Source organism: Dyadobacter tibetensis Y620-1 (genome assembly GCF_000566685.1).
Taxonomy (GTDB): domain Bacteria; phylum Bacteroidota; class Bacteroidia; order Cytophagales; family Spirosomataceae; genus Dyadobacter; species Dyadobacter tibetensis.
In genome coordinates this window covers 364,618-386,138 of the sequence record NZ_AZQN01000002.1, presented here as the reverse complement: position 1 = coordinate 386,138, position 21,521 = coordinate 364,618, and the positions used below count along the sequence as shown (strand labels likewise).

The following is a 21,521-nucleotide window of genomic DNA, read 5'->3' as shown; positions in this document are numbered from 1 at the left end:
ATTTTATTATTTCTGGTAAAATGTATCCAAGAATAGGTATCTGCCTTCGTCAGAGGCCCTTTCTGTTTTCGATTGGGTATCAATGACCATCACTGGGGGATTGGCATCGTCGGGTGTGGCTGCGTCCCATTGCGGCAGATTTTCTCCGTTGGGATTTCCCGTTTTAATAAAATTAGCGAAGTAAGAAGACATGGTCTCCGATACTTTATAGTCATCGGGTGTCCAGGCATACTCTTTAATTAAATGCAGGTTACCCATGCAATACTCTATTTCACAGGCATGGGGGGCTCCCAGAGCCTTGGGAGCGGCGGGAGTATTCCCTTCTTTTTTTAAGGTTCCTCCAGCAAGTCCAGCAGTAAGGTTCTGGTCGACCAGGGCTGGGCGGAGCTTGCTATATAAATAGCGATAGACGGGTTGCTGGGAATTTTTACGATGCAGATCGAACCATTTCCAGGTGGAGTAAGCAATAAACCGGTCGGAGCCCAGTGCAGTGGCCGAGAGCGCTACCTGTTCTTCGTTGGCATGAGGGTAGAGGGCCAGGGCCTGCTCGTAACTTTCGGGAAAAGCTTTTTTTACCAGCTCTCTAAAGTTTTCAGGAGTTGGTGTTTTTCCCATCAAAAAGGCTCCGGCAGGAATCTCAGCCGAGTTCCACCCCAATAGTAACGGCACCTGGGCCTGCTGTTTGGCGGTAAAAATTTCGGGGAGACTTTTAGGGAGGAAATATCCGTCCAGCACTACGGGGAAGCGGGATAGATTCAGCTCGTTCTGGAGCTCATAAAGGTCACGAGAAGAGAGGGCGCGCAGGGCTTTCAACGAGGTAGCCTTTGCTTTACTGGCGAAGTCAGTACCTATTTTTTCTGCGTCCGCCAAGGCGACAGGAGGTAGAGTAGGGTAGATACCCGCCCCACTTTCACCAATGGCACCAGCGATGAGCCCTTTTGCAAGCGGGCTGGCCATCTGATAACTTACCGATATGGAGCCTGCAGACTCACCAGCGATGGTCACTTTTTTAGGATCTCCACCAAACTGAGCGATGTTTTGTTGAACCCATTTCAATGCGGCCACCTGGTCGAGATACCCATAATTGCCCGATGCCTTATAGGAGGATTCGGCGGAAAGTTCGGGATGGGCGAAGTATCCAAAAATATTGAGTCGGTAATTGGTTGTTACCACAACCATGCCTTTTTTTGCCATAGCTTCTCCATCATACCGTGGCTCGGAGCCATCGCCGGCCACATTGCCTCCTCCATAGAAGTATACCAGAACAGGCAGATCCTTCGTGTTTCGGCTTGCAGGCGTCCAGACATTCAGGTAAAGGCAATCTTCACTCACCCCATTGGAGCGAGAGTTCATATCTCCATAAACGAGCTTCTGCATGGGGCGGGGACCAAAGGCTTTGGTTTCTTTTATACCCGACCAGGGCTTAAGGGGCTGAGGTGCTTTCCAACGAAGTTCGCCCACAGGAGGCTCTGCGAAGGGGACCCCGAAATAGGTTTGTATACCCGATTTCGTATCATATTGTCCTTCAATGGTTCCTGCATGGGTTTTAGTCTGGACCGCAAAAGCATTTTTGTTCTGCCCCTGCACACTAAGGAAGGTACCTGCCATCAGGGCTAAAGCGTATATCAGTCGTTTCATGAAGGATCGTTTTATGAGGATTTATTATTTATGTAGACACCAGTAAAGTTGTAATCAAGGAGTTCCTTATAAAACCTTAAGAAAACAAGACAACCTATACCTCTTCAGCCATCAACTGTTTTTCATAAAGCTCCTTATAGGCGCCATTTAAGGCCATCAGTTGGTCGTGGGAGCCCTGCTCGATGATATGCCCGTCGTCTAGCATCACAATGCGATCGGCAAGCTTGGCCGAAGATACTCTATGTGAGATAATCACCGAGGTGCGGCTATCCATTATCTTTTTAAGGTTGTTCAGGATGATGTTTTCTGTGTTGGTATCCACTGCAGAAAGGCAATCGTCCAGAATCAATATTTTAGGGTCTCGGGCAATGGCTCTGGCAATGGAAAGCCTTTGTTTCTGCCCACCAGAGAGGGTGATACCCCGTTCGCCGAGTACCGTACCAAAACCTTTAGGGAACTCCTGAATATTATTGAGTAGATCGGCATCTTTGACAGCCTGTTCTATTCGTTCGAAGGACATATCGTTGGTGCCAAATCGGACGTTATTTTCAATGCTATCCGAAAACAGGAAAACATCCTGAGGCACATAGCCAAGCTGGCGGCGGTAGGCATGTACGTCCAGATCTTTCATCGGGATCTGGTCGATCAGGATCTCTCCTTCGGTAGGGTCGTAAAGTCGGCCTAATAAGTTGGCTAGGGTACTTTTCCCGGATCCTGTGGTTCCTAATATGGCTACACTTTCACCTGGTTTTATTTCCAGATCAAAATCCTTAAGGGCGGTAATGCCCGAGTCGGGATATACAAAGTTGACATGCTTGAAATGTATGCCCCCTTGCAGGTCTGTAATGATATTTTTATCGGACACAAGGGTGTTTTTCTCATTCAGGAATTCGTTGATACGCTGTTGAGATGATGCAGCTCTTTGAATCTGACTGGTAGTCCAGCCAAGGGCCATAACCGGCCAGGTGAGCATATTGACATAGAGAATAAACTCGGTGATATTACCTGGAGTAAGGTTACCATTAATAATTTCTTTACCCCCTACATAGATAATCAGAATATTACTGATTCCTATCAATAGCAGAATAATGGGATAGAAAAAGGCGTCAACCTTGGTCAGCCTGAGTGATTTGTTTTTGAAATCTTCGGCCTCATGTTGAAAGTTCTGGAAAGAATGTTTTTCCTGGACGAAGGACTTGATGACCCGGATGCCTGAGAAAGCCTCCTGAACATAGGTCGACAGCTCTGATAATTGTTTTTGAATGGCCTGCGAGCGTTTCATAATCATTTGATTGACTACATAAACGCTTACAGAAAGTACGGGCAAAGGGAGCAAAACGAATAAAGTCAGGCGGGTGTTGACGCTGAGCATATAAGAAATAACCAGGAAAAAGAGTACTACCAGGTTGATCCCATACATCAGTGCAGGCCCTACATACATGCGTACATTGCTGACATCTTCGGATATTCTAGCCATCAGATCGCCCGTATTATGCTTTCTGAAAAAACTAGTAGGCAGTGTTTGATAATGCTGGTACACATCGTTTTTGAGGGCATATTCGATATGGCGCGACATCACGATAATGGTTTGCCTTACCAGAAACAAAAATATCCCCTTCAGCAAAGCCATGGCTAAGATCAGTAGACCGTAAAGCAAAATACTAAAGGCAAAGATGTCGTACATCTTACCTTGGAGTGCCAGTCCATCAAACAGATAGTAGACATCTAGTGTTTCAATGACCAAGTCCAAAGCATAGCGTACCAGTTGTGCGGGTAGAATGCCAAAAAGATTAGAAATAATGGTGAAGATGGTACCGAGGATCAGATACCATTTATATTTCCATAAGTACTGGTTGAGGTACTTTAATGCTTTCACTTAATATTGGTTTTATAATTACGATTGAAACCGCGGTTGGAAGGGGCTCGCAAGAACCTCCCAGGCCCAGTACCCAGGGATGCACATTTGAAACAGCGAATCGGGGTAAATCGTTGCAAATACAAAAGCTGTGCGAACAATTTTTAAATTCTGGACAAAATACGCTATTTTTGCGGACAATTTTAAATTAAAGCGGTAAGGTAAATTCAAATTCCTTGCACACCAAGCAGATACGTTCTTTGGTTTACTGTACCTCATACCCCAATTAGTATTCCGGCTTATGCTGAATAGAAGATTATTGCGAACAAAGGCTGTTCAGGCATTGTATGCCAGTCAGTTATCGGCCGAGGCCAACAGACTTTTAGGTATTGATCAGATTGATCTGGCCTTCGCTCCCGACTTAAACTCGATGGAGTATCAAGATCGTCCCAAGCTTACCCGTATGAAGGGAATGGCCGTGGTAACACTGGATGAACTGATTAAAAAAGGTAGCATTAGCGTAGATAATGAAGCACCTTCCGAGGTGACCAAGGTATCTAAGCAAGTTTTTGAAGCTTATCGTCGCCAGACTTTGAGCGACCGTGAGAAGATGGTGCGCCGGGTACTCAACGAAACAGAATTAATTCATGTGGATTTCGTTCGGGTATTGTCACTCATGTTGGAGCTGGCTTACCAGGCCCAGATCGACCGTCAGAGAACTTATGAAGATCCTGACGCTCCTTTCCCTAAGGACTCTGGCTTGGATAGCAACCGGGTAATAGAGGTACTACGACAAAATGAAGGCTTACAGGAGGAGATTGTCCGCAATGGCATCAGTTGGGGCAACGACATGGCTATCGTTAGGAAAACCTACAAGGAAGCCATGAAAAAGGATGAGAAATACATCGCCTACTGTAAGGAAAAAACGCATACCGAAGAAGAGGATCAACAATTGGTTCAGCACATCCTTCGCCAGATCATACTTAAGCACGAAGTTCCTCTGGATTTTCTGGAACAAAGAGATTTGTACTGGGACGATCACAGTGAGCTGATTCGTAGTTTAGCGATCAAAACGCTGAAGTCGGCAGATCATCCAGACACCTTTCAGATCTCTCCCCTGACTAAAGACTGGGAGGAAGATCGGGCCTTTGTAGAAGAATTGTTTAATATTGTAATTACCGAAGGAGATAAATATGACAGCTATCTGGACGAACAGTTGAAGAACTGGGAACTTGAGCGGATAGCACTAGTCGATTTGATTATCATCAAAACCGCACTGGCCGAATTGATACACTTTCCGGGGATTCCTGTTAAGGTGACCATCAACGAATTTATCGAAATTGCCAAGCGCTATAGTACTCCCAAGAGTGGAAAGTTTGTCAATGGGGTTCTTGATGTGCTCTCCGTTAAACTTGCTAGTGAAGGGGTTATACGCAAAAGTGGTCGGGGATTGATCGATAATAAATAAAAAGCCTTAAAAGGTATTGGTGAAAATCATGTACTATGGAACGGTTTTTTATAAATTTGAGAAAAAATTAAATCAATCAAGCCAAATGGCAGCACGCTATGGCTTTAAATAGGAAACAGGTCATGAGTAAAACTACGAACCATCTAATCGCCTTTTTAACGGGTGTGGTCACTGGAGCAGCAGTAGGAGTCTTATATGCACCCGATCGGGGCGAAGAACTACGTACCCAACTAACCTACCGATTGTCTAAATATAGAGAGAAGCTACAGACTGTAGTGGAAGGGCTGATGGATCGGGAAGCACAACCCGACAACCTGATGCGTACCGAGAGTGAACGTGTGGTAAACGATGCCCGTGAAAAGGCCGAGAAACTTTTAGAAGATGTGGATCGCCTGATGGCACAAATAAAAGGACAAACCACCTGATGATGAGAAGAAAAATAAATTGGATTTGGTTGCTGGCAGGATGCACTATTTTAATGGTCGCCTGTGGAAAATCAGGAGAAAAGGGTACGGATGAATCAGTGGCGTCCAAAATGCCTGTAATGACCATGGTAGACAGTGCCGCTTACGATTTCGGTACGGTTACTGAAGGAGAGGTGGTAGAACATACCTTCCAGTTTCGTAACGATGGAGAATTTCCATTAATTCTCAATAATATTACCTCGTCCTGTGGTTGCACCACTCCTGAATGGCCGAAGGAGCCCATCGGGCCACAGGAAACCTCAAGCATCAAGGTGCGCTTCGATACAAAGAATAAAACAGGCCCTCAGGTAAAAACAATTACGGTGTATGCCAATACGGAACCGGCCTACGCAGAGCTCAAGCTACGCGGGGTGGTTAACGCCGCAGAAAAATAACGGAACTCTTAATCATTTTTTTAAAATACCTTATCTATCTTAAAATGAATCTTTCTTTTTTAGCACAAGCAGCATCTGGTGGTTCTTCTGCCATGATTTACCAAGTCGTAATGTGGGTTGGTATCATTGGTGTATTTTACTTTTTCATGATTCGCCCGCAGCAAAAAAAGCAGAAGGAGCAGAAGGAGTTGATAAATAATGTAAAAAAAGGAGATATGATCGTAACCATCGGCGGCATTCATGGTAGAGTATATACCGTTGAAGAGACTATGGTAACCCTGGAACTTGACAAAGGAGTTAAGTTAAATATTGATAAAACAGCAATAGCGCGTACCATTACGGCTTAGTATTGTATAGGAATGCCTGGTACAGGTGTCAGGCATTCCGATTACTTTTAGCGATTAACCATTCCAATCCCGTGAGTGAGGCTCCCAGCAGGAAAAACAAAATAAAAACCTTTATAGGTTGTATCATTGCGGCTACCTTTTTTTGGTTAATGAATGTACTCAATAAGGACAATTATGCCATAAAGCTTAATTATCCCCTGCATATTGAATACGACCAACAAGCCTTTGTACCCTTGCAGCCCCTTCCTAAGCGAATTTCTGTTAACGTGTCGGGAGATGGATGGAGCCTTCTTCAAAAATCATGGCTCAACTTCAACGCCATGCCCGTGACCTATCAGGTCCTTAATCCCAATAAATCAAGCTATATCAATGCCTCTGCTCTTACCGATCAGATTACTGGATTATTCCCTAATTTGAAGGTGAATTATGTGGTAGCAGACACATTTGAGCTGAGTTTCGAACGTAAACTCCGGAAGATTATTCCCATACGTGTGGATAGCGCTGGGATTCAGGTTCGGGATGGATATGTAATTTCCAGTATTATCAATGTGTCTCCCTCCCTGATTTCTGTCGATGGGCCGGTGTCGGTGGTTCAATCTTATCCCGATACCATAAGAATCACTATTCCGACTTCCAAAATTCAGAATAATTATGATGAGACCTTGCCCATCCCATTTCCTATATCTCCATTGGTAGAAATCAGCCATAAGGATGTTTATGTAAGTTTCGAGGTGGCACAGTTTCTAGGTGAAAAAAATCAAAAGTAGTATTCACAATGGCCGAATTGCCCCTTCAGATTGGTATAACAGGTGGAATAGGGTCCGGAAAGTCTTTGGTGTGCAGAATTTTTTCCTGCTTAGGTATACCAGTTTACGAGGCAGACAGCCGGGCTATATACCTTGCCAATCATGATGCATCCACCAAAAACAAAATCTTAGGTCTTTTGGGGCCGAAAGCCTACGATTCGGAGGGGTTATATGACCGACCTTATGTCTCTAGTCAGGTATTCGGAGATCCGGAACGTTTAAGGGCCCTAAATGAAATTATCCATCCCGCCGTAAGAAAAGATACCCAGCAGTGGGTAATGCAACACCAGATGTCGCCTTATATTGTCAAGGAAGCCGCTATTATGAATGCAGCGGGCGATGGCAATAACCTCGATTATGTAGTATTGGTAACAGCTCCTGAGAGCCTGAGGACGGACCGGGTAATGCGCCGTGATGGTCGGGATTTGGAACAGATCAAATCCATTATGGCCCGACAAGCCACCGATCAGCAAAGGCAGGCCATTGCCGATTATACCATCATTAATGACGGGCATTGCATGCTCATTCCGCAGATACTGAATTTACATCAAAAATTTCTGGGGGTACGTTAGAAGTCTACATCAAGTCCCAAGGCCCTTCTCAATTCTTGTAAATGTGGGTTTTTTTCGGCCAGATAGTTGAATTTTTCCGCAGCTGTGTAAGGTTGGCGGTTGACTTCCTGAGGAGCTACTCTCGGGTTTAATTCCAAATTCGGGGCGTCGAAACGGCGCTTCAAAAAACTCAATAGGTCGTAGCGCATGCCCAGCAGGGCTTCCATCTGATGGTCATTGTCCAGCGCCATCTCAATCCTGTTGTCCACCAGCTCAAAAGACTTTCTGAGGGCAATCTCTTCAGTAGTAGAATTAACTTCTCGTTTGCGTTTTTCAGCGAATTGATACCAGGCCATTTGGAGGTTTTCTGAGGTAAGCGGTTCCTTTCCTGTCGCCACCACTTCCACCTCTTCCTGAGGTTTCTTTTCGGTTTCCTGCGCACTCGCTATGCTGGCCGACAAGGACGGTGTGAGCATAGCCGTGCTACGAAGCTTGGAGGGCTTGGCAGCACCTGCGCCAGTTGCAGCCGCAACGGGTTTCGAGGCAGTCTCAGGAATCATCTCCCTGGCGGAGGGCTCGGCCTGTACGACACGCTCCCCGGCCACTACGGGTTGGGACTCAACTTTTTTTTTTGCCGTCTCATCGACGGCAGCAATGTCTAGATTTAAAATATGAGGAAGATTGGCCAGTTTCATGAGGCAGAGCTCAACGAGCAGCCTTTGATTTTTTGCAGATTTATAATTAATATCACATTGTCCTGAAATGCTCATCGCCGACAAAAGAAAACTGGCACTGGCCGCTTCGGACTGAATGGCATATTTTTGCATGGCCGATTCTGACACTTGCAATAAAGGAATCGTTACCTGGTCTTTGCTTACCAGCAGATTCCGGAAATGTTCCAGCAGCCCAACTATAAAGAGATGGCCGTCGAATCCCTTCCTTAGAATTTCATCGAAAATTAGTAAAGTTTGGGGAATGCTGCCCTCCAGTAAAGCATCGGTAAGTTTGAAATAATAGTCGTAATCCAGAATGTGCAGGTTTTCCAAAACCGCAGCATAGGTCAAATGATTGTCGGTGGAGAAGGTTACGTTAAGATCGAACATCGACAGCGCATCCCGTAAGCCTCCATCAGCCTTTTGTCCTATCAGTTCAAGGGCCTCCTGCTCTACTGTTATCCCTTCTTTATCGGCAATATATTGTAAATGGCCTGCTATGTCCTTAGGCTGAATCCTGTTGAAATCAAAAATCTGACAGCGTGATAGGATGGTAGGTAGAATCTTATGCTTCTCCGTAGTGGCCAGAATGAAAATAGCATAGGAAGGTGGCTCCTCCAATGTCTTTAAGAAGGCATTGAAAGCCGCCTGGGATAGCATGTGCACCTCATCGATAATGTAGATTTTATACTTCCCGGTTTGGGGCGGGTAGCGTACCTGATCGATGAGGTTACGGATGTCGTCCACTGAATTATTCGATGCCGCATCCAGTTCATGAATGTTAAACGAGGCATTGTTCTGAAAGCTGATGCAGGACTCACATACGCCACAGGGCTCAACCTGCTCAGTTAGCTGTTGACAGTTAATTGTCTTGGCCAAAATCCGTGCACAGGTGGTCTTGCCTACCCCCCTGGGTCCGCAGAACAAAAATGCCTGGGCCAAGTGATTGGTCCGGATGGCGTTTCTGAGGGTGGTGGTGATATGCGACTGACCTACGACCGATTCGAATGTTACCGGCCTATACTTTCTGGCCGATACTACAAAGTTATCCATGGGTGCAAGTTACTTCCCATCCTGCGATTTTCAAAGTTCTTTTATGCACCCGGGCAAGGAGACTGGACGGGGCATGGCCAGGGCCAGAAGACGCCAGCTTTTGCAACTGTCTGGATGTATTTCATTTACCCTGTTTCAGGCCTCCAAAAACATAGAATCTCCTATACAAGAAGCGGCAAATTTTAAATACGAACGATAACCTCGTACATTTGTAGAGATAATAATTCAATAACAGCAATGAAACAACCCATCACCACCACCGAAGTCGCCATCAAGCCCATCGATTGGCAGATGAATCTGCGCACCAAAGTACTTACTATGGGATCCTGTTTTGCTGAAGTGCTGGGGCAACAATTACTTGATTATAAGTTCGACGTGCTTAATAGCCCTTTGGGGACCATTTTTAACCCACTTACAATTGCCAAAATTCTTAATCAGGCGGTAGATAAGGAGCCCCAGGTAGCTTCTCCCTTATTTGTAGAAAATATGGATGGTATCTGGCTTCACCATGATTTTCATTCCAATTTCTGGCACACAAAAAAGGAAGCCCTTGAAGCTCAGCTCCGAACAGGCCTAGGAGAGGTTAGGGAATACCTCAAACAGGCAGATTTGCTGGTTATTACCCTAGGGACGGCATTTGCTTATCGTCATAAGGCTAGCAATCAACTGGTAGGAAATTGCCATAAGGTGCCGGCCGACCGGTTTATCCGGGAGCTATTGCACCCCGATCAGATTTCCAATGCACTCGAAGACACCATATTCCGACTCTTGAGTGTCAATAGAAATATGAAGATCCTCATTACGGTTAGTCCCGTGCGGCATACCCGGGACACGCTGCCCTTAAATCAGGTGAGCAAATCTACCCTCCGGTTAGTTTGTCACCGTCTTTCCGAAAAATTCAAACACATCACTTATTTTCCAGCTTACGAGCTGATGATTGACGAGCTCCGGGACTACCGGTATTATAAGGATGATCTGATTCATCCTAATGAGATGGCGCAGGAGCATATTTTCCGTATTTTTGCCAAAAACTATCTTGAAGAGCCCGCACAAAAGTTTTTAGTTGAATGGCATGCGGTACGTCAGATGATTCATCACCGCTCACACCATGGTAATACGGAAAGTTACAGAAAGATGCTTCTGTCGGTCGATAAAAAACTGATTGAAATTTCTAAACAGGTGGATGTCACTATGGAAAGAATAGAGATAGCGAAAAGGTTGGCAGAGTTTTCAGAGAAATAGTAAACTCAAAAGTCGTCATTCGTGTTGTATTAAGTCAGTGTTTCAGTTATAATGCTTGACTTGACAATTGAAAAATAGATAATTAACGCAAAGATTAGATCCTTGTCTTCTTAAGCGGGGACTCACCAAAAGTACGAATGGGAGAATTTACATTGAATAAAGAAAAGGTTCTGGCTGCCCTCAGCACAGTAGAAGAGCCAGATTTGAAAAAAGATCTGGTCAGCTTAGGTATGATTCAGGATATAGAAGTAGGTGTCAATCAGGTGCGCTTCACCGTTGTGCTGACTACCCCTGCCTGTCCGCTGAAGGAACTTATAAAGAATCGTTGCGTGACGGCTATTCACACGCTGATCAGCCCTGATGTGGAAGTAACGGTAAATTTAACAGCGGAGGTTACCTCAGCTAAGCCTACCGGCCCCGTTCTGCCAGGGGTGAAAAACGTAATTGCTATTGCCTCAGGCAAAGGAGGGGTAGGGAAGTCCACAGTAACGGCCAATCTGGCCATGGCCCTGCACCGTTCCGGCGCCAAAGTGGGCATTGTGGATGCCGATATTTTTGGCCCTTCTATTCCAGTGATGTTTGGTGCAGAGGATATGCAGCCTACCATAACTCCCCGCGACGGGAAGAACTATATTAACCCCATCAGGCAGTATGGTATAAAACTGATGTCGATTGGTTTTCTTACGCCTCCCGATAGTGCAGTGGTATGGAGAGGCCCCATGGCAAGTCAGGCACTTAAGCAATTCTTTGCCGATACGGATTGGGGAGATTTGGATTATTTACTAATCGATCTGCCTCCTGGAACGAGCGATATTCATATCACCTTGGTTCAGTCGGTTCCTGTGGCGGGCGCTGTAATCGTGACTACACCACAGAAAGTAGCTTTGGCTGATGCAACAAAGGGATTGTCTATGTTCCGTCAACCCCAGATAAATGTTCCGGTATTGGGTATAGTAGAAAATATGGCATGGTTTACTCCTGAGGAGCTACCTACACATCGCTATCCTATATTCGGTTCTGGTGGGGGGCAACTCCTGGCCGATAAGTTTGAAGTGCCCTTGCTGGGACAGATTCCTTTGGTTCAAGGTATCAGAGAAGCCGGAGATGCTGGTAAACCCGCATTTATGGAGCAAAATCCGATTGTCATTGAAGCTTTTAAATCAGCGGCAGAAGCCTTGGCTCAGCAGCTTGCCATCCGGAATTCTGAGCAAGCAGAAACCAAGGTTGTTGAGATGAATACCTGATCATTGAAGGTTTCTACGTATATTTGATTGTAACTAGGTTCTTGCTATTTAGCATATAGATTAACTGTTGAAATGGATTCAAAAGAAAAAACAATAGCACTCATAGAGTTAGCATTGGAAAGTGTAAGGCCTTACTTGAAGGCTGATGGAGGAGACGTGAGGCTGATTGAGCTTACCGACAATCAGGATGTGGTACTGGAGCTGCTTGGATCTTGTCAAAGCTGCCCCATGAGCGCCATGACCTTTAGGGCTGGCCTCGAAGAGTCGATTAGAAAGGCTGTGCCTTCGGTCAATAAGGTAGTGGCGCAAAACGTTCCTTCTTTAGCGCAAGGGTAATTTCGGATAAGCTTATCAGGACACGGGTTCTTTTATTTTATCTGAAGCCTATACAGTAATTGGTTCATCCTAAAATGTGCGTTATATTGCAACAATCATTTAAAATGAATTATTTACTTGCCTTTTATGCGTATAGGAATATTTTTTGGTGGACCTTCCCGTGAGCGGGAGATTTCCTTTTCCGGAGGAAAAACCGCCTTCGAATATCTGGATCAATCCTTGTTTGAGCCTGTTCCCATTTTTGTGGATAGCTTCGGACGTTTTATAAAACTCGACAAATCCCTGATGTATCGTTCGGGAATACGGGAATTTTATCCTGTTGCTCCCGATCTTGCTAGTCCATTTCGGTTATATATAGAATCATTCCCGGAATTAGCTCAGCAATCTGTTCCGGAAGAAATAGGAGTCGAAGTGCAGCCCGCAGATTTTGGGCAGCACTTCGACTTTGCTTTTTTGGCCATGCACGGTCCCGACTGCGAAGATGGTGCCATTCAAGGTCTGCTGGAATGGTACCGAATGCCCTATAGCGGTCCTGGCTTAATGGGTTCTGCACTGGCCATCGACAAGATCCTTCAGAATGATCTGATAGAATTGGTTAATCAGCAACAGAAAAAAAGCTGGACCCTGACCCATCAGCAATGGATTCCTCAGGAATATGGTATTCTTTTTCAGGTTCTTAAAAAACATCTGGGCTTGCCTCTGGTCATCAAGGCCCCTCATCAGGGGTCCTCAATAGGGGTGGCTATTGTCAAGGAAGATTCGCTTGAGTCATTTGTGGAGGCCGTTAATCAATGCTTTTTCCAGGTAAATATTCTTTCCAAGGCTTGGTCGGTGCTCAGCCTAGAAGAAAAAATAAGCTTTGGCCAGAAAATGGCGAATTTGGATGAAGGCATAGGGTTTCCCGTTACAGCTAATGGGGCAACAGTATTGTACCACCCTGCTCAGCTGATTGCTTTTGCCGACGAATATTTTGCCAACAGCCAGGCCGCAGAGCTAATGTTGAGCAGTGCCAATGCCGAAGACCAGGTACTGATAGAGACGTTCATTGAAGGCCAGGAGTTTTCTTGCGGCTGCATACAGTTTGACGACGGGCAACCCCTTGCCCTTCCGCCCAGTGAGGTTATCAAAATGGTGGAGGTATTCGACTTCAATGCAAAGTATCGTCCCGGGGCCAGTCGCAAACGTATTCCGGTAGATACCTCCCTGAGTAAGAACCAGGAAATTCAGAAGATGATAGCAGAGGTATTCCAACGCCTGGGCTTTACGGCTTGTGTACGCATAGATGGCTTTCTGACAGCCGATGGAGATATTCTGCTCCACGACCCTAATACCATTCCAGGCATGTCACCCACCTCCTTCATCTTTAAACAGATGGCAGAAATAGGATTAGACGTCACGCAGGCGCTTACTTATCTGATTAGACAGTCCTTGAGAGAGCGTATTCGACTGGGGAAAAATACCTGGCAATGGCGCGATCTGTTAGCACGTTTAGACGAGCGTATCTTTTTGCAGCAACAGCTACCAAAACCTAAGATCGGAATCGTGTTTGAGCCTACACAGGAAGGATATCTCCAGGCTCGTCAGCACTTCGGAACGATCAATGCCAGTGGAAATAAACAGGCCATTCCTGTCCTTCACGCTGAAGATGGGCGCTATTATGTATTATCCAAACCGATGATGTTTAAGGAGTCTATTATTGATGTGGAAGACCTGATTGCTCTACCCCGTCATCCTTTACTGACCGAGACCAGCCAGAGAGCCGATTCTCTGACTCGCTTCTATGCCGGAGTGGTTGATTTTCAAATATATACTTATAATAGTCTGAACGAAATTGCATCTATCGATGAATGGTTGGTAGAGAGCTAAGATAATCTTTAACATATTAATATTTTTCAAAAAAGGAACCTAATCATGTTCCTTTTTTCCTAAATTTCCTTTTCAAGGTATTGACAACTTCAATACAATGACCCTCCATTTGATAAGGTATAAGAATACATTTCAATAAAATCAACACAGGAATGGCACAAGGTGCAGAAAAAGTTAGATTACGTCTTCAGAAGGAAAATAAGGGTTGGAAAAAGTGGGGGCCCTATTTGTCAGAACGTCAATGGGGAACCGTGCGGGAAGATTATAGCGGCAACGGAGATGCGTGGAATTTTATCACCCATGAGATGGCCTATTCCAAAACCTATCGATGGGGCGAAGATGGAATAGCGGGTTTTTCTGATAGCAAGCAACATATATGCATGTCCTTTGCTTTTTGGAATCATAAGGATCGGAATATTAAAGAAAGAATTTTTGGACTCACCAATGGAGAGTCCAATCATGGGGAGGATGTGAAAGAAATGTACTATTATCTGGATAGTACACCTACACATTCTTACACCAAAATGCTTTATAAATATCCGCAAAATGCTTTTCCTTACGATAAATTACGTCAAGAAAATCAGCGTCGGGGTAAGGAGGATCCGGAGTATGAAATCACCGATACCGGTATTTTTGATAAGGACGAATATTTTGATATTCTTGTTGAGCATGCCAAAGCCGACGAAGAGGACATACTCATGAAGGTGACGATTACCAACCGGGGGCCGCAAGATGCACCTCTGACCGTAATGCCTACTGTATTATTCCGCAACACCTGGTCCTGGGGCTATGAGGCTTATAATTATAAGCCTATGATGAATGGCATCTCTAACCGGCTGATCGAACTTACCCACCGCAAGCATGGTAAATTCAACTTGTATCTGGAAAATGCCGATGAGCTGGTATTTTGTGAAAATGAATCCAATTTTAAGAAGCTTTACGGAACGGCCAATACCACCAATTATCCCAAGGATGGTATTAATGATTATGTGATAAGTGGAGGCAAAAGCGCCACGGTCAATCCCAATGCCATAGGGACGAAGGGAGCAGCCTTATACAAACGTCTGGTAAAAGCAGGAGAAACCATTACCCTAAGAATGCGCCTGGTTAACCATAGCATTACAGAACCATTCGGTGGGTTCGAGGATTTGTTTTCTAAAAGAATCCGCGAGGCCGATGAGTTTTATGATGACGTGCAGTCTGATGTTGAAGACGAAGACTTACGCTCTATCCAGCGCCAAGCCTATGCGGGCATGTTATGGAGTAAACAGTTCTACTATTATAATGTTTATGAATGGCTGAAAGGAGACCCTGCTCAGCCTAGTCCGAACCAGGGCCGAAAATGGGGACGCAATTCGGGATGGAAACACCTGTATTCGGCCAATCTGATTTCTATGCCCGACAAATGGGAATACCCCTGGTTTGCTGCCTGGGATCTCGCCTTTCACTGTGTGCCCTTGGCGAGGGTGGATGCCGATTTTGCCAAGCGGCAGCTGGAGATATTGCTTCGTGAATATTATATGCACCCCAATGGTCAAATTCCCGCTTACGAATGGAATTTCTCCGATGTGAATCCTCCTGTTCATGGCTGGGCCAGCTGGAAGGTCTATGAGATAGACCGGGAGCAGAATAATGGAGTGGGGGATATAGAGTTTTTGGAGAAAATATTTCACAAACTCCTGCTGAATTTTACTTGGTGGGTCAATCAAAAGGATGACACTGGTAATAATATCTTTAGTGGAGGCTTCTTAGGGCTGGATAATATCGGTGTTTTCGACCGATCGACCCCCATGCCCTTCGGAGGAAAGTTGCAGCAAGCCGATGCTACAGGCTGGATGGCTATGTATACCCTGAATATGCTCCGGATTTCAGTAGAAGTAGCATTGGTACATCCCGTTTACCAGGATATGGCATCCAAATTTTTCGAGCATTTCCTGCATATTGCAGGGGCCATGGAGTCTATCGGCGGGAAAAATTCTTCTATCAGTCTATGGGATGAGGAAGATCAGTTTTACTACGACGTGATTCATATTCCTAATGGGCAGAGCATACTGCTGAAGGTAAGATCTATAGTCGGACTGATACCTCTGTTTGCTGTGGAGCTACTCGATCCTCAAAACCTAGATAAGCTACCCGTATTTAAGAGAAGGGTAGAGTGGGTGCTTGCTAACCGTCCCGACCTGGCCAGACTAATATCCCGTTGGTTTGAGTCGGGTAAGGGTGAAAACAGGCTCCTTTCAATCCTGAGAGGCCACCGTATGAAGATGATCTTGAAAAGGATGTTAGACGAAACAGAGTTTCTGTCGGATTACGGAGTACGGGCCCTTTCTAAGTATCATGAAGAGAACCCTTACAAGTTCTATATCAATGGTGAGGTACTGCAGGTAGACTATACCCCTGGTGAAGCACTAACCAATATTATGGGTGGGAATTCGAACTGGCGGGGCCCTATATGGTTTCCTTTAAATTACCTGATTTTCGATTCGCTGATGAAATTCCATAAATATTATGGTGAAGACTTCATGGTAGAATACCCTACCAACTCGGGGGAGCTTAAGTCTATCAAAGATGCGGCCATGGGAATAGCCGATCGGTTGATCAATATCTTTAAGAAGGATGTAAATGGGAATAGGGCCGTCTACGGTCATGACGATAAAATGCAAAAGGACCCGCATTTCAACGATCATATACTGTTCTATGAGTACTTCCATGGGGATAATGGTCGGGGGATTGGGGCTAGTCATCAAACGGGATGGACCGGACTAGTGGCAGAATTAATACTGAAAACTGCCCAGGAAAGAAATCAAGAAATAATAAAAGTTGAATCTGAAATAAGCAATTAATTCCAACATATAATTACATTTATATTTCAATAGTGCCGGCTTGTTCGGCACTATATCCTTTTTTAGGCAAATAGGGATTCCACAATTTACCTGTATCAAGGAGATTAATGTAAATTATATTATTACACATTTTAATATTAAAGACGTATTATGACAGCAAATTTGGAGTCGAATGTATTGGATAAGGTTAATAGTTGGCTAAATGGAGGCTACGATATTGAAACCAAGCAGTATATTCAGAAATTGATCGATGACGCAAATGAAACGGAACTTACCGATGCCTTTTATAAAGATCTGGAATTTGGTACCGGAGGGCTTCGGGGCCTGATCGGAATCGGTAGCAATCGTATGAACCGTTATACGGTAGGAGCGGCTACTCAAGGTCTGGCCAATTATTTAAATAAAGCCTTCTCGGGAGAGGAAATAAAGGTAGCTATTGCCTATGACAGCCGCATCAAGTCGGATGAGTTTGCAGGTATTATTGCCGATATATTCTCCGCCAATGGCATCACGGTTTACTTATTTGAAGCCCTGCGCCCTACTCCTGAGCTCTCCTTTGCGATCCGTCATTTGAATTGTAAAAGTGGGGTGGTCGTAACCGCATCTCATAACCCTAAAGAATATAATGGCTATAAAGCCTACTGGGACGATGGTTCACAGGTGGTGGCTCCTCACGACAAGAATGTGATTGCAGAAGTGAACAAGATCACTTCTATCGAACAAATTAAATTTGAAGGTGATGCGACTAAAATCATTTCGATCGGAGCTGAGGTAGATCAAAAATACCTTGAGCACATATTGTCATTATCTATTTCCAAAGAAGCCATAGCCCGTCAAAAAGACCTTAAAATTGTTTTTACACCTTTGCATGGTACTGGTATTACTTTAGTGCCTGAGTTATTATCTAAAATGGGCTTTGAGTCGGTGACGGTGATCGAAGAGCAGGCGGAAGCGGCTGGAAACGGTCAGTTCCCTACTGTAGTATATCCCAACCCGGAAGAGACGGAGGCCATGTCTATGGCTATGACTAAGGCTAAGGAGATCGATGCTGACCTGGTTTTGGGTACAGACCCTGATGCCGATCGGGTAGGTATAGGCGCCAAGAACCACCATGGTGAAATTCAGCTGCTGAATGGCAACCAGACGGCCAGTGTATTGATCTATTACTTGTTGAACGCATGGAAAGACGCCGGCAAACTTACCGGATCTCAATTCGTGTGCAAGACCATTGTAACTACCGATTTGATAGACAAAATGGCTGCAGCCTACGACGTAAAATGCTATAACACCCTCACAGGATTTAAATATATCGCCCAGGTTATTCGGGAGAAAGAAGGTGTAGAACAGTTTATAGGTGGTGGAGAAGAGAGTTATGGTTACCTAATCGGGGATGCCGTTCGTGACAAGGACGCTATCGCGTCTTGTGGGATGATCGCCGAGCTTACTGCGTACGCTAAGGATAGTGGATTAAGCTTGTTCGATATGCTTATGGAAATTTATAAGCAGTTCGGATTCTATTACGAAGGCTTAATTTCATTGACTAAAAAAGGCAAAGCAGGAGCCGATGAGATCCAGCAAATGATGGCTGATTTCCGCACAAGCCCTCCCAAGACCCTTGCCGGTTCGCCTGTAACGCGTATGGATGACTATAAGGCGCTTACATCGACCGATTTTACCACGGGTGTTACCTCTACCATTCCTTCGGGCGAGATGGGGATAGAGTCTTCTAATGTATTGCAGTTTTTTACAGAGGATGGTACCAAATTTACCTGCCGTCCTTCGGGAACTGAACCTAAAATCAAGTTTTATGTAGGGGTGCGTGCCGAACTACTGAAAAATGAAGATTTCGATGTTGTGTATGCGGGACTTAAAGAGAAGGTGGCTTCAATTGGCCAGGAGCTGAACTTGAAATAATCGTTCAGTTTCAGTTAGGAGCGGCTCTTCAATAGATGAAGGCCGCTCCATTTTTTTGACTATAGTACCAATCCAATGAAGTTTTTACGATTTGTAACCTGCTATCTAATTCTGGTTTTAACAATCTGGAGTGGGCCGTTGATGGGTCAGGGGCAACAGGTAACCCTAACCGGAACCGTTACTGACATCAAGACAGGAGCTCCCCTCCCTTTTGCTAATGTGTACATTAATAATTCCTCTATTGGTACCACCACCAACGAGGCGGGGCATTACCGTTTAGATAAACTACCGATTGGAAGTATAGAGGTTGCTGTTTCTTTTCTGGGCTACACTTCCATCAAACAGGCTTTGCGCTTTGAAACGGGCGGGATAAAAAATATCCCTTTTAAAATGCACGAAGGGATGGAACTTCAGGGTGTAACTATTTACTCTAAAAAGAGTAAAAATCGAGAGCGCTATCTAAAGGTAATCAGCAGGGAACTATTAGGTGAAAGCAAATTTAGTAAGGCTTGCCGATTAGTAAATCCCGAGGTTTTACGCATTCGAATGGAAGATAACGGTCATCTGACTGCTCAGACTACCAGTCCTCTGATCATCGAAAACCTTGCGCTTGGGTATATGATTTATCAGGATTTAGATGACTTTGACTTCCATGAGGGCAAGGTCTATTATGGCGGAAACACGAGATTTGAACTTCTCACGCCTAAAAATGCCGAGCAAAAAGCCGATTGGCGAAGTAACCAGGTAATTGCCTATCAAGGCTCCTTAAAGCAGCTTCTGCGGGGAATGGTCTCAGACAGCTTGAGAGAATATGGATTCAGAGTATTTCAAGAAATACCAGAATCACTGCGGATATTTAGTCAGGTTCGAGCGGTAAACGGGCAAAACCTGATTCGCAATCACATTAATAACCGCATACTGGAGGTGCGGGGCTCTCAGCTCATTCAGGATGGAGAACTACCGACAGAACGCCTGGTGGTGTCTCAGACTAAGCTTGAGGTTTTCGACACCCGACAACGAGGGCGGTCGCCTTACTCAGACCTACCTCAGGCCTACACTCAAATTACGCTTCCTAAGGGGTATTTTGTTATTACTCCTGCCGGTTGGGTGGTAATGCCCATGGGCTTCGAACTTGCGGGTCATATGGGCAGCGACAGGTTCGCAAATTTACTCCCTGCTGACTGGCAGGCAGATTAACTATGCACTCCACTTGCATGTAAAAAATTATTTCACCTTGTTTTCTAAAAGCACAAAAGGGGTACGGGTATTCCAGTTGGTGGGAGTGCCAGGTTCGTTAAGGAAGCCCTTTGAAAAATTGCCTAATACTATGTCCTGATCTCCATCACCATCAAAATCTGCCACATCCATACATATCCATCGTCCTGCTTTGGCCAATGGAGGAGCATGTGTCGTGAAAGAACAGACTCCGTCCTTGGTCGATTTATTTTCGAAATAGAGAAATTTTTCTTCAGGTTTCTTATTAAGGTCTGCAAAAAAAGCAATGGTAGCGATGTCTATATCTCCATCCAGATCAAAATCCTTTGCTATAGCCTTGGTACTACCATTGATCGGATAAAAGTAAATCTGCTCCATGTTGAAATTACCACGATTCCCAAATATGTATAAGCCATGATAGGGTTTTAGAATCCTGGAGTGATCACTATTATCTCCGGCGGTATAAATGATGTCCTGTAATCCGTCATCATTCATGTCGACGAGCTGAAAACTGCTTGAGCCATACACGGCTGGAAACCGCAACAGCCGTCGGCTGGAAAAACTATTATCCTTGTTATTGGTAAAGACCCAGATAGACTCGTCGGCATGTGCGAAAAGGGCCATAATGTCGGGCCAGCCGTCAGCGTTAAAATCTCCTACTATTGTTTGAGTAGCACCTGAAAGCCCTTTGATAAGTATCCTCTCGTATTGATGATGTTCTTTCTGAAGCCAAAGGTATAGTCCCCCTTGTTCATGGCCAAAGTTGCATACCAGATAGTCCATTTTACCATCCCTGTTGGCGTCTATCGGACTGGTATGTATGGGGCGGTTGACCTCCGTTGCAATGGGTTGGAATACTTGATTGTCTTTGGTATAGGTTAGAATGGATCCCTGATTATTATCTCGAGCCATCATATTACCAATGCAGGTAAGTACGGCCTGCTTGTTCACATCAAAGCTCATAAAGGAGGCGGGAGTTGGAAGGGAAACCGATTCCATGTTTCGCAAATTCAGGTCCCATTTACGAAGGGTCCCCGTTTCACCGTCGGAGCTAAACAGGGCGGGGCTGTCGGGCTCGAAGGCTACCATAGTGGTAGTGGCAATCCTCTGATCTGCTAGAGGTGTTTGTAACTGAAATATAGCCCAGCTACTTTCTGGCAGGTGCTGCACTTTTCTATGATCTAACTTTCGAGGCGCCAAAGAATCGAAATATGCTTCAATTTTCATCCATTCTCCATGAGTAATTTTACCGGGTTCATTTCTGGCGAACACCACACCTTCCCAAACTTCAAGGCCTAATCTGAGCGCCATAGCGGGTAGAACCCGGTTCTTCCAGGTCGCCTTGTCCAGTTGAGCGGGCTCGGGAGTCAAATGGCAGTTGCCACAATACTTCTCAACCAATGCAAACTCCTCCTTCATGGGGCGGCCGTTGTCGGTGGTACCACAGCTAATGATAACCGCACTCGCTGTAACCAATAAAAGGGCAAGGAATAGGTATTTCATAATGAGTGTAAAAAAGAAAAAAGGAGGCAGTGGTGAAACTGCCTCCTAAGGTTAATGAAAAACCGGAA

17 protein-coding genes are annotated in these 21,521 nt (G+C 45.0%); 13 read left to right on the top strand and 4 right to left on the bottom strand.

Translation table 11 applies throughout. The annotated features are described in order from the left end of the window. Nucleotides 1-6: 6 nt before the first annotated feature. Both X939_RS0105210 and X939_RS0105205 read right to left on the bottom strand, forming a co-directional pair. On the bottom strand, nucleotides 7-1,638 hold the full coding sequence (locus tag X939_RS0105210) for a carboxylesterase/lipase family protein (RefSeq protein ID WP_025762211.1): 1,632 nt from the start codon (nucleotides 1,636-1,638) through the stop codon (nucleotides 7-9). A gap of 94 nt (nucleotides 1,639-1,732) precedes the next feature. Beyond that, nucleotides 1,733-3,514, bottom strand: a complete 1,782-nt coding sequence (locus X939_RS0105205; RefSeq protein WP_025762210.1) for an ABC transporter ATP-binding protein — start codon at nucleotides 3,512-3,514, stop codon at nucleotides 1,733-1,735. A gap of 280 nt (nucleotides 3,515-3,794) precedes the next feature. Here X939_RS0105205 and nusB point away from each other — a divergent pair, with 280 nt between their 5' ends. From nusB to coaE, 6 genes are all read left to right on the top strand, one after another. Further along, nucleotides 3,795-4,961, top strand: coding sequence for a transcription antitermination factor NusB (gene nusB, locus X939_RS0105200; RefSeq protein WP_025762209.1), 1,167 nt, complete (start codon nucleotides 3,795-3,797; stop codon nucleotides 4,959-4,961). A gap of 122 nt (nucleotides 4,962-5,083) precedes the next feature. After that, nucleotides 5,084-5,386, top strand: a complete 303-nt coding sequence (locus tag X939_RS0105195; RefSeq protein WP_025762208.1) for a YtxH domain-containing protein — start codon at nucleotides 5,084-5,086, stop codon at nucleotides 5,384-5,386. Beyond that, nucleotides 5,386-5,820 (top strand): DUF1573 domain-containing protein, encoded by a 435-nt coding sequence (locus tag X939_RS0105190; RefSeq protein ID WP_025762207.1) that lies wholly within the window; start codon nucleotides 5,386-5,388, stop codon nucleotides 5,818-5,820. Before X939_RS0105195 ends, X939_RS0105190 begins: the two co-directional genes overlap by 1 nt. A 44-nt stretch (nucleotides 5,821-5,864) precedes the next feature. Then, nucleotides 5,865-6,167, top strand: a complete 303-nt coding sequence (gene yajC / locus X939_RS0105185) for a preprotein translocase subunit YajC (RefSeq protein WP_025762206.1) — start codon at nucleotides 5,865-5,867, stop codon at nucleotides 6,165-6,167. A gap of 71 nt (nucleotides 6,168-6,238) precedes the next feature. Next, the gene (locus X939_RS0105180; protein ID WP_229235997.1) at nucleotides 6,239-6,934 is read left to right on the top strand and encodes a YbbR-like domain-containing protein; all 696 of its coding nucleotides are present in this window, start codon (nucleotides 6,239-6,241) and stop codon (nucleotides 6,932-6,934) included. Nucleotides 6,935-6,942: 8 nt separating this feature from the next. After that, nucleotides 6,943-7,545 carry a dephospho-CoA kinase gene (gene coaE, locus X939_RS0105175; protein WP_025762204.1) on the top strand — a complete coding sequence of 201 codons (603 nt, stop codon included), beginning with the start codon at nucleotides 6,943-6,945 and terminating at the stop codon, nucleotides 7,543-7,545. Here the strand turns inward: coaE and X939_RS0105170 are convergent. Continuing rightward, entirely contained in the window at nucleotides 7,542-9,290 is a 1,749-nt protein-coding gene (locus tag X939_RS0105170) for a DNA polymerase III subunit gamma/tau (RefSeq protein WP_025762203.1), read from the bottom strand. The two genes, coaE and X939_RS0105170, sit on opposite strands and share 4 nt — an antisense overlap. A gap of 237 nt (nucleotides 9,291-9,527) precedes the next feature. Here X939_RS0105170 and X939_RS0105160 point away from each other — a divergent pair, with 237 nt between their 5' ends. The 7 genes from X939_RS0105160 to X939_RS0105130 all read left to right on the top strand — a co-directional run bounded on the left by X939_RS0105160 (nucleotide 9,528) and on the right by X939_RS0105130 (nucleotide 19,932). Further along, a complete protein-coding gene (locus tag X939_RS0105160; RefSeq protein WP_025762201.1) occupies nucleotides 9,528-10,532 on the top strand; it encodes a GSCFA domain-containing protein in 1,005 nt (334 codons plus the stop codon). 137 nt (nucleotides 10,533-10,669) lie between these two features. Then, nucleotides 10,670-11,776: an Mrp/NBP35 family ATP-binding protein gene (locus X939_RS0105155; RefSeq protein ID WP_025762200.1), complete on the top strand. Its 1,107-nt coding sequence runs from the start codon at nucleotides 10,670-10,672 to the stop codon at nucleotides 11,774-11,776. A gap of 72 nt (nucleotides 11,777-11,848) precedes the next feature. Beyond that, nucleotides 11,849-12,112, top strand: coding sequence for a NifU family protein (locus X939_RS0105150; RefSeq protein WP_025762199.1), 264 nt, complete (start codon nucleotides 11,849-11,851; stop codon nucleotides 12,110-12,112). Between the two features lie 126 nt (nucleotides 12,113-12,238). Further along, on the top strand, nucleotides 12,239-13,978 hold the full coding sequence (locus X939_RS0105145; RefSeq protein ID WP_025762198.1) for a D-alanine--D-alanine ligase family protein: 1,740 nt from the start codon (nucleotides 12,239-12,241) through the stop codon (nucleotides 13,976-13,978). A gap of 152 nt (nucleotides 13,979-14,130) precedes the next feature. Further along, nucleotides 14,131-16,821 carry an MGH1-like glycoside hydrolase domain-containing protein gene (locus X939_RS0105140; protein ID WP_025762197.1) on the top strand — a complete coding sequence of 897 codons (2,691 nt, stop codon included), beginning with the start codon at nucleotides 14,131-14,133 and terminating at the stop codon, nucleotides 16,819-16,821. A gap of 150 nt (nucleotides 16,822-16,971) precedes the next feature. Next, entirely contained in the window at nucleotides 16,972-18,735 is a 1,764-nt protein-coding gene (locus tag X939_RS0105135) for a phospho-sugar mutase (RefSeq protein ID WP_025762196.1), read from the top strand. Nucleotides 18,736-18,810: 75 nt separating this feature from the next. Continuing rightward, the gene (locus tag X939_RS0105130; RefSeq protein WP_025762195.1) at nucleotides 18,811-19,932 is read left to right on the top strand and encodes a carboxypeptidase-like regulatory domain-containing protein; all 1,122 of its coding nucleotides are present in this window, start codon (nucleotides 18,811-18,813) and stop codon (nucleotides 19,930-19,932) included. A 27-nt stretch (nucleotides 19,933-19,959) separates the two neighbouring features. Here the strand turns inward: X939_RS0105130 and X939_RS0105125 are convergent, their stop codons facing one another. Continuing rightward, on the bottom strand, nucleotides 19,960-21,453 hold the full coding sequence (locus X939_RS0105125) for an FG-GAP repeat domain-containing protein (RefSeq protein ID WP_025762194.1): 1,494 nt from the start codon (nucleotides 21,451-21,453) through the stop codon (nucleotides 19,960-19,962). Nucleotides 21,454-21,521: the final 68 nt, after the last annotated feature.

Excerpts from the sequence above, each read along its gene's own strand:
- X939_RS0105140 (WP_025762197.1), top strand. The coding sequence starts at position 14,131 with ATGGCACAAGGTGCAGAAAAAGTTAGATTACGTCTTCAGAAGGAAAAT.
- X939_RS0105210 (WP_025762211.1), bottom strand. The coding sequence starts at position 1,638 with ATGAAACGACTGATATACGCTTTAGCCCTGATGGCAGGTACCTTCCTT.
- X939_RS0105145 (WP_025762198.1), top strand. The coding sequence starts at position 12,239 with ATGCGTATAGGAATATTTTTTGGTGGACCTTCCCGTGAGCGGGAGATT.
- X939_RS0105130 (WP_025762195.1), top strand. The coding sequence starts at position 18,811 with ATGAAGTTTTTACGATTTGTAACCTGCTATCTAATTCTGGTTTTAACA.
- X939_RS0105150 (WP_025762199.1), top strand. The coding sequence starts at position 11,849 with ATGGATTCAAAAGAAAAAACAATAGCACTCATAGAGTTAGCATTGGAA.
- X939_RS0105155 (WP_025762200.1), top strand. The coding sequence starts at position 10,670 with ATGGGAGAATTTACATTGAATAAAGAAAAGGTTCTGGCTGCCCTCAGC.
- X939_RS0105135 (WP_025762196.1), top strand. The coding sequence starts at position 16,972 with ATGACAGCAAATTTGGAGTCGAATGTATTGGATAAGGTTAATAGTTGG.
- X939_RS0105190 (WP_025762207.1), top strand. The coding sequence starts at position 5,386 with ATGATGAGAAGAAAAATAAATTGGATTTGGTTGCTGGCAGGATGCACT.
- X939_RS0105170 (WP_025762203.1), bottom strand. The coding sequence starts at position 9,290 with ATGGATAACTTTGTAGTATCGGCCAGAAAGTATAGGCCGGTAACATTC.
- X939_RS0105160 (WP_025762201.1), top strand. The coding sequence starts at position 9,528 with ATGAAACAACCCATCACCACCACCGAAGTCGCCATCAAGCCCATCGAT.
- X939_RS0105195 (WP_025762208.1), top strand. The coding sequence starts at position 5,084 with ATGAGTAAAACTACGAACCATCTAATCGCCTTTTTAACGGGTGTGGTC.
- yajC (WP_025762206.1), top strand. The coding sequence starts at position 5,865 with ATGAATCTTTCTTTTTTAGCACAAGCAGCATCTGGTGGTTCTTCTGCC.
- X939_RS0105125 (WP_025762194.1), bottom strand. The coding sequence starts at position 21,453 with ATGAAATACCTATTCCTTGCCCTTTTATTGGTTACAGCGAGTGCGGTT.
- coaE (WP_025762204.1), top strand. The coding sequence starts at position 6,943 with ATGGCCGAATTGCCCCTTCAGATTGGTATAACAGGTGGAATAGGGTCC.
- nusB (WP_025762209.1), top strand. The coding sequence starts at position 3,795 with ATGCTGAATAGAAGATTATTGCGAACAAAGGCTGTTCAGGCATTGTAT.